This is a genomic window from Micromonospora sp. NPDC023966 (assembly GCF_040639095.1).
Classification (GTDB): Bacteria; Actinomycetota; Actinomycetes; order Mycobacteriales; family Micromonosporaceae; genus Micromonospora.
This window is the reverse complement of the sequence record NZ_JBEZZJ010000071.1, coordinates 1-7,527: the sequence shown is the minus strand read 5'-3', so window position 1 is coordinate 7,527 and position 7,527 is coordinate 1. Positions and strand designations below refer to the sequence as shown.

Here is a 7,527-nt window from a genome sequence, read left to right as displayed (position 1 = left end):
TCCTCTTTCATCGCCTCCGACATGCCAGGCCGACCCATTCGCGCCACAAGTCACCCATCTACCAGCACCGTTGCATTGACCACCTGAATCTAAGGATGCGGCCTTCAAGATCTCATTTGCCCGCCGCAGCTCCGCGTTCTCTCGCTTCAGACGGCGCAACTCCGCCGACTCCTCGCTGCTGACTCCGGCGCGCTGGCCGGCGTCGACCTCGGCCTGGCGGACCCACTTGCGCAGCGTCTCGGCCGACTCGATCCCAAGCTTGGTAGCGATCGATCCGATCGCTTCCCACTCGCTGGCGTAGTCGCCCCTGTGCTCCAGCACCAGACGCACCGCCCGCTCTCGCAGGTCTCTCGGGTACTGCTTCGGCATGGTCAGATCCTCTCAAGCGAAGAGGTCTCTACCAGCCTCGGGGCGGTTCATAACGCGGCGTGGGACGCATTGAAAGCCGCCCTCATCGCCGGAGACCCTTACCCAACGCGACCTTCGTCAGCGACCATCAGTACGCCGGGGTGGGCCCTGGTCCAAGCCGATGCCGACGATGACGACAAGCTGACCTACCTGTTCCTCGCCGACTCGACCACTATGGGCGACGATGAACACCCGCTGCTCGCCGTCGACCTCTACGACGAGCCCGGCCGTACCGCAGGCCCTGACCTGCCCGAACTCCACCGCCTCGCCACCACGATCGAGACCTGGTGGCCGCAGATCCACGCGTTCCTGCACACCGGGATCACGAACGCCGGCTCCGAAGGCATCAACCGCGTCATCAAAACCGTCTCCCGCGACGCCTACGGCTTCCGCAACCCCGACAACCAGCGAGTACGCACACGCACCGCCACCACCCGTCGCCACCGCGGACACCTCAACCCCGCCTAACTTCGAAGAGCCATCAAACCCCTCTGACGGATCGAGGCCAGCCCATGAAGGATTGAGGTCAGTCGAGTGACCGGCCGGAGTTGACTTTCCAGAGTTGGTCCTCGAATCCGGCGATCTTGGGGACGAGATTTGGGTCAAGACGGCGCAGAATCCTCGGATCGGGGCAGTCGCTAAGCCCACGGGAGGCGTACTGGAAAGCAACCGCGATGTCGCCCTTGTCGAGATAACCATCGGCGAGGCAGAGATTTGCCTGGGCCGCGACCGAGGCGTCCGAGATGTAGCCCAGTAGTGGGGCGGCCAGGTCTGGCTCGCCCAAGAACGCCAGGGTCTCCACACAGAGCGAAAGAACGCCATCCTGAGCCTCTGTCGACGCGGCTGTCGCGACTGCGCTGCTGGCCTCGGTGACGAGCGCGCGGGCGTCGTCTCGCTGGCCGATCGCCGCCCGAGAGATTGATTCCGCGGCAGCCCACAGGGCGGATAACTCACGAGGTGGCCCGACAGGGGAGAAGAACCGCCGCAGGCGTTCAGAGGAGTCCTCGAGGGCTTCCTGGATCTGGCGCTTCCCGTCCGGTTCTAGTTCCCCCACCAAACGCACGAGGTCGATGAGCTGGCGGCCAAGCAAAATCGGGGGACTTGGCGTTCCCGGGTCGTCGAGCTGTCTTTGCACGAGCGCCACGCGAAGAGCAAGGGTGGCAACTCTTGCCGCGGCCCCCTCATCGCCGGCTCTGTTCAGGGCGTCGGCCAGGGCCGCGAAGACCTCCTGCCAGCCCGCCCAACTGACTGGCGCGCGGCCTAGGGCCGCCTCTAGCGGGTCAAGACCGGATTCCGGCAGTTCTGCGGGTGGGCCATTCTCGCCGTCCTCATCGCGGTCATCAACTCCGCGCGAGGTTTTCCAAAGCTTTATCGCGGCAACGGTTGCAGCCTCTAGCGTGTCGAGGTGTTCCGCCGGGTTCTCTAGGCAGTACGCGGCGGCCCGCACGGCTTCCAGTCCGGCCTTGAGGCCTTGGCGGAGCATGTGCTCCCAGTCGAACTCACGACCCAGGGCTGCATCCACGATTCCCTGACGGCGTACGCTCGTCGCCACTGTCGGACTTGCGGCGAGGGCCAGGGCTTGGGCGAGTGCCCTTTGGGCCTGTTGCGGGTTGTTGGCCTCCAAGTGACAGGTCGCTAAGAGGGCAAGCGCCTGTATCCGGTCCTTCGTGGAGGCGCGTGGGTTCATCCATTGCTGGTGGTGAACGTAACGCAACGCGACCTGGAGGTCGCCGCGCCGGGCCGCGGCTTTTACTCCGTGAAGAAGTGCATGGCCCGGATCATCCAGTCGCTCCACGATGGAGTCGAACTCGTCATCGTGGCGTACTGCAATCAGCGCCAGTGCAAGCTGGCTCTGCAGCACAGGCTGGGCCTCCGGGTGGGAGCCGGCAATCAGCCTCTTGATTTGGTCCACTGCTCGGGCAGCCGCTCCGGATTCGGGATGCTCACAGGCGAGGAGGGCGAACAGCGCGATTTTGTGCTGCGTGACCATGAAGGGCCGCGACACCTCAAGTCCGGGGGTGTTGTCTGGAAGTGTGTCAAGGGTGTCGATGGCAGTGAATGCTTCGTCTGGCATTCCGGCTTTCACCATGAGCGCGGCATGAATCTGCACGAACTCCTTCCCCTGGACGTGCTCTGCCAGGAACTGGTGCGCGCCGGCGTGGTTTCCGGTGGCGAGGAAGGCCTCGATGAGGGGCAGCACTGGGACCGTTTTGAGCAAGTCAAGGACTCTCGGTCCCGGAAATGAGAAAGGGTGGTCGGCGATGCCCGGTCGGCCTCGAAGGGTGGTGACCGCCTCGACGGCAGCCTCCGGGATGGTACAAATCGGTTCCCAAGCCTCCTGGACATGACCGCCCCACACAAGTGCTGCAGCGACGTCCAGCGCCATAGCGCCGGCGACGTGCTCGACGGTGCGGTACTCCCCGAGAAGTCGCATCGCCAGTCCGGACGCCCCGGCATGATCGCCTGCCTCTCGGAATAGCCTCACACATCTGGATCGGTTCCGGAAGTCATCGCGCACACCGACTAGGGAGAGTTGCTCTGCCCGGAACGTCTCGTCCCCGCCTTCCGCCAGGAGTGCTAGCACGCTTTCCAAGAGTGCGCCTAGCGTGGGCGGGTCGTCTTTGGCTGCATCCTCCACCTCGCCTTCCACCAAGCGTCCTAGCGCGTTTTCCACGAATGCGGAGAAGTCAGCTAGCGTGGATTGGTGGTCTTTGGCTGCATCCTCCATCGAGCTTTGCCAGGCGCGGGCCGCCTCGATCGCACCAGCCTGGTCGCCTTGGTGGAGGAGCGCTCGGGCGTACGCCTGGTGGACCCCCGGGTCATCCCGTGTGAGGGTGTACTCCTTGGCCATGTCCGTCAGCCCGGCACGAACGAGGGCGCTGACGGTTTGGGCGGCGGAGCTGCTCAATGGTTCGAACGGGCCAGATCGGCCGCTCGTCTCGCCGGGGTCGGAGTCGGTGTTGCGTCCGATGATGTGGGTGGCGAGTCGTTTCGCGGCGACCGGCCCTGCCACGCGTCCGACAGCTTCCAGAAGGACCAGCGGGACGGTGTCTGCGGTCACCTGGTAGTTGATGCGGACCGTTGCCAGTTTCGCAATGGTCTCCAGGCTGGCCGTGGACCCGCCGGCCTGCGCAGCGCGAAGCGCCAGCGGCAGTGCCTGATCAACGAGGAAGGAGATGGGGTTGGCGGGGCCGAACCTGCCAGCGACAGCCCGGAGGTAGCCAGGGTCGAACAAGAGTCGGCAAAGTCTGGTCAGGTCGCCCCGCTCGGCCAAAGATTCCGGGTAGTGGGTGAGCAGGTACCGGGGGGTTTCGGTTGGCCACCCGGCGTTTCGGAAAGACCCTGCCCAGGCCTCAAGGCGAACCTCGGTCTCAGCCTCCGCCGACACGGCAGCGGCCGACGTCAGTTCTCCAGCCGGCCAGGCACCCGCGGACTCGTCGAACAAGGCTCGCGCCACTTCGGCGTATTTGGGGTGCGCGAAGGCCCAGCGGTCGGCTTCGCCGGGTTCGCGTACCGCGCTGAACACTCGCTCTTCGGAACCGAACAGCGTCTTGCGGATGGCTCGGACACTGCCGCCGGTGAGTTGCGCCAGCTCGTCGGCCTGGAAGGCGCCGAATCCGAACGTCAGGTACTGCAGAATTCCCCGGGCGAAAGCCTGGTCGAACAGACTCTCGAGTTCGGCCTCCATCTGCTTGAGGCATTCGGCGACGTACTCGGTACGTCGAACAGTCAGCTGCCGCCAGCCGGCGGCGGCCTCGGGAGTCCGGTCCGACCAGGCCGAGACGATGACCTTGAGCCCGGGTACCGAGAGCTCGCCCAGGACGCTCATCATCGTCTGCTCCTGCAGGCGGCTCGATACGTCCTCGTCGATGCCGTCGACCATCAGGACAACGCTACGCCCATCCTGCCTTGCTTGGCCGACGCACGTGGCGAGCAGTTCCCTCAGCCTGCCCGGGTTGCCGGAGTCGATGTGCAACTCCTCGCCTGTCGTCAGCAGGTGGGCCTGGCGGACCAGGTGGCGCACCATCGCTTCGGATCGTGCATCCTGCCGCTGATTTGGCGGCACGAAGTAGCCCAACCGAACGACGTCGGGGGCTTCGGCGTTCACGAAGAACTCCGCCATCAGCGCTGACTTGCCGGAGTAGCGCTCACCGACGACAAGCAAGCGATGCTCGTCGTCGGTAGTGCAGAACTTCACCAGCTCGTCCAACTCGGGTTCGCGGCCCTCGAACGCGCTAGCCAGCTTCATTCGAGCGAAGCTGTGCTCGACAACCGATCGATGATCCGGCGCACCCTGCTTCCCGGCGTCGAGCCCACGCCGTTGACGGTCGGCACCGACCGTGGCGGGTGTCGCCAACCCTGGTTTGTCTTCACGCCAGATGATCGACGATACCCTATGTTCGCCACGGTCGGATGGGGTGAGCTGGAGGACTGCGGCTCCCAGGGTGGGCGGGCGCTGCGGCTTGCACTGGATGATGTGTTCTGCAGCCAGTACGGCCAAGCGGGCTCCCTGCTTTCGGAACCCTTGTCCTGACGACTTGTACGGCCCCTGCTCGTTGACGCGGGCCGTCCACTTCAATGTGGCGAAGTCCTTGTTCGCGTTCGGAGCCTTGATGTCAGCATAAACCTGCTTCCCCGCAACAATGACGACCTGCCCTGCCCGGATCGGCAGCTTGGGCCGTGCCGGCGTGCCTTCGAGATTCCAGTAGATCTGACCCACATAGAGCAGCCCGATATCGGTCAAGGGCTGGTTCTTGTCGAGAATGCTGCGGGCGCGCCGGTCCTGGGAGAGGTCCGCGAAGACGGAGTAGAGCCGGTCTCGCAGGGAGTCCGCGTCGACCGAAGGACCGCCGTCTGCGAAGTAGTGGTTGATCAGCGCCACGGCCGACGCTGGAGGATCGACCCGCTCAAGTGGACCCACATCAACAACCTTTGGGCTATCCGACAGCCCGTAACCCTTCGCCAGCGAGTCCAGGTACGCCGCCAGGACAACGACCGGCGCGGGTGTTGTAGGCGCGGCGCCCAGGACCCAGCTGAGCGCATCGGAGAGGTCCTTCGTGAGCTGAAGTCCGTGTTCGTGCGCCATGGCATTCATCATGCCAGCGGGTTCGATCAGGCAGGACGAGGCACGGGGCGGCGTGATGCCTCGCGTGCCTAGCGGTTTGCTTGAGGCATCGCCACACCGGCATCACCACGCCGGGCATCTCCTCGAAGGAGACAACAGTGAACAACAACACCCTGATCAACTCTGAACTCACCACCCGCTCGCACCGCCGCGACGGAGAATCTCGTCGGCACAAGCTGGCGCTGTGCCAGGCCACCGGGCTCGCGCGCTACCGCGATCGCCACCAGGCCCGGCAGGGCGCCAAGGCGATACTCGGCGGCACCCACCAGTTCGAGAGCAGCACGTTCGCGTGCCCCGACTGCCGCGGGTACCACCTGGAGAAGACCTACGCGCGCCAGCCGATCAATGTTGGTGGCGCAATCGAACCGACCGAGGCCTTCACCGCGTCGCCGACCTCACGCAAGCGCCGCTACGTGTTGCTCGACATCGAGAACGCGACCCGCGGCGCGAAGGCCACCTGCGAAGAGGTCGCCGCTCTCTGGAACATCCTGAAGCTGCAAGCCCCGGGCATCGCTCCGCACGACCACGTCGTGGTCGGCGCCAGCCGCTTCGTCGTCCGCAAGTACCGCGCCGCGATCCATGGCGCGAACGTCAAGTGGGTCGTTGGGGCCGACGCCCCTGACGGGGCCGATCGTGCACTCCTGGCCGCGATCGACCTCCGTCGCGTGGCACCCGAGTACGACGAACTGGTAATCATTTCTGGCGACCACGCGTTCGCCGATCTCACCCGGCGGGCGAAGCGGGCCGGCCTCAGCGTCCAGGTCGTGACGGCCGAGCACCCCGGGCAGCGCTCAGTGCTCTCGCGCGAACTGGCTGCCGCCGCAGACACCCACACCCTGATCCGGCTCGAGCCCCGCACGCCCAAGCCGGACAATGTCACGCCGAACAGGAGCACCGCGCGTCTCAGCAGCCAGCACGTCCACTATCTGCCCGCCGCGGCCTGATCGCCAAGACCGAGCCCACCCGGCACGCGTCCCCTGGAACCGCCGGGCGACTTCGCCCTGGCTGTCATCCCGCCACGAGCACAGAACGAGGTGAAGATATGGCCAAGAACAACTACTGCGGAAACTCCGGCACGTCCGGATCGGACTTTGGCGGCGTCAGCTCTGCTCGGCTCCACCAGAAGTCCGACTCCAGCAACGAGTCCGGCGGGTACACCAAGGTCGATTCTCGTTCGCTCAAGCCGACTAACCAGGCTCGGCTACTCGTCTGAAGAAAGGTCCACCATGACTCACATCAACACTGCTCGGCCGGTGCTCGACGCAGCCACGGTCATCACCCTCGGGAACCTGGCACTCCGCGTTCTGCAGGACCCTGCGGTACATAAGGCCTGGCGCGAGGCGGCCGGCGACTGCTCAAGCGCCATCGACTCGGTCGCGACGGCCGTGACCACGGCCGCGAGGGCCGTCAACTCGGTCGCGAGGGCCGTCAACTCGATCGCGAGGGCCGGCAGCGAGACGGCCAACTCCTGGCGTCGGCACGGCGGTACACCCCTATCCTCCTCAGCTGACTGAACACATCCGCGAGTCGAGTCCGGGACCGATCTTGTGCCATTAGCCTGCCATTTCTTCGGCGAGAACGAACTGCGAGCAACCGAGACCACCAAGGAAAATGCCTGATCAGAGGCTTGCCGGGCATAGAGATACTGGGGTGATCTCTACAAGGATCGGGGCGCCGATCGGGGCGACACGGGCATTGCGTCCATAGCGGGCAGTGGTGGATATGGGCGTGGAGCCATCGGTAGACAGGTCTTTGCGACAAGATCAGCCTTCGAGAGGGCTCCACGTTCGCGCCCCGTATGCCTCGGCCAGGTCCGGCCCCATGTAGCCCCCGGCGATCCGGATCGCCCTCCGCCGCATCTCGGGCAGGTCCTCGCTGATCGTCACGCGGCCCCCTTAGCTTGTTCTTTAACCCTGGCGTCTCGGCGGGCGAGATAGTCCTTTGTGGGCTCGGCGTGTCGTGGAGACGGAAGCCGGCCACCGTCTGATGATCCT

At 65.2% G+C, this 7,527-nt stretch carries 6 protein-coding genes; 3 read left to right on the top strand and 3 right to left on the bottom strand.

All coding sequences use genetic code 11. The features are described from left to right. Positions 1-369 (bottom strand): transposase (locus AB0F68_RS34940; RefSeq protein ID WP_357346129.1); only part of this gene is annotated, 369 nt, incomplete at its 3' end. 69 nt (positions 370-438) lie between these two features. Here AB0F68_RS34940 and AB0F68_RS34935 point away from each other — a divergent pair. Beyond that, the gene (locus tag AB0F68_RS34935; RefSeq protein WP_357346127.1) at positions 439-876 is read left to right on the top strand and encodes a transposase; all 438 of its coding nucleotides are present in this window, start codon (positions 439-441) and stop codon (positions 874-876) included. A 58-nt stretch (positions 877-934) separates the two neighbouring features. Here the strand turns inward: AB0F68_RS34935 and AB0F68_RS34930 are convergent, their stop codons facing one another. Beyond that, positions 935-5,494 (bottom strand): ATP-binding protein, encoded by a 4,560-nt coding sequence (locus AB0F68_RS34930; RefSeq protein ID WP_357346125.1) that lies wholly within the window; start codon positions 5,492-5,494, stop codon positions 935-937. A gap of 137 nt (positions 5,495-5,631) precedes the next feature. Here AB0F68_RS34930 and AB0F68_RS34925 point away from each other — a divergent pair, with 137 nt between their 5' ends. Both AB0F68_RS34925 and AB0F68_RS34920 read left to right on the top strand, forming a co-directional pair. Next, entirely contained in the window at positions 5,632-6,477 is an 846-nt protein-coding gene (locus AB0F68_RS34925) for an NYN domain-containing protein (protein ID WP_357346122.1), read from the top strand. A 98-nt stretch (positions 6,478-6,575) separates the two neighbouring features. Beyond that, a complete protein-coding gene (locus AB0F68_RS34920; protein ID WP_357346121.1) occupies positions 6,576-6,746 on the top strand; it encodes a hypothetical protein in 171 nt (56 codons plus the stop codon). Between the two features lie 550 nt (positions 6,747-7,296). Here the strand turns inward: AB0F68_RS34920 and AB0F68_RS34915 are convergent. Continuing rightward, positions 7,297-7,419 carry a hypothetical protein gene (locus tag AB0F68_RS34915; RefSeq protein ID WP_357346119.1) on the bottom strand — a complete coding sequence of 41 codons (123 nt, stop codon included), beginning with the start codon at positions 7,417-7,419 and terminating at the stop codon, positions 7,297-7,299. Between the last annotated feature and the right edge of the window lie 108 nt (positions 7,420-7,527).